The sequence below is a fragment of the Bacteroides sp. CAG:633 genome, assembly GCF_000435115.1.
Taxonomy (GTDB): Bacteria; Bacteroidota; Bacteroidia; order Bacteroidales; family Bacteroidaceae; genus Bacteroides; species Bacteroides ndongoniae.
This window is the reverse complement of sequence record NZ_FR882949.1, coordinates 1-632: the sequence shown is the minus strand read 5'-3', so window position 1 is coordinate 632 and position 632 is coordinate 1. Positions and strand designations below refer to the sequence as shown.

The 632-nt window shown below is 47.6% G+C and carries 1 protein-coding gene; it reads left to right on the top strand.

Features of this window, described 5'->3' with window-relative positions; translation table 11 throughout:
• The coding region (locus QVP67_RS00515) for an integrase core domain-containing protein (protein ID WP_288179744.1) at positions 1-477 on the top strand (477 nt) is incomplete at its 5' end.
• Between the last annotated feature and the right edge of the window lie 155 nt (positions 478-632).

Here is a 632-nt window from a genome sequence, read left to right as displayed (position 1 = left end):
GCATTGGAGCAGGCAATAAAGCAGGCTGTCAAACTGAGAGGCAGCACAAGTCTCAAAGGACTGATCCACCATTCTGATCGGGGTGTACAATACTGCTGCGACGCTTATGTGGCGATGCTACAGGCGCACGAGATTGACATTAGCATGACGGAGGACTACAACCCTACAGACAATGCCATCGCCGAGCGGATCAACGGGATAATCAAGTGCGAACGTGTCTACCGACAAAGCCACTTCAAGGATATCGGGCATGCCGAGAAGGTCATCGGTAGATACATCCATTTCTACAACTGCTACCGACCACATATGAGTATCGGTTACAAAGTCCCCGCTCTCGTACATTTGGAGCAGGGTGAACAGAAGAAAATGTGGAAAAAGAAAATTTGCCCGCAGAAAACTTTCGATAATGGCGAATATGATGCATCTTTGTCAGACCGAACAACAAGGTCGGACGAAAGCGTAAGCCGGAACATCTGACCAAAAACCGAATGCCCCATCGAAGGGCATCCGGTTTTACCGAACAACAAGGCCGGAACTCTTGCATGTCCGGTACATCAAAAACTGATGACCTAATCAGAACTGTATTAGGCAAAGTGTCTATGCAAATAGGAGCGTTTCTCAAGAAATGTCTA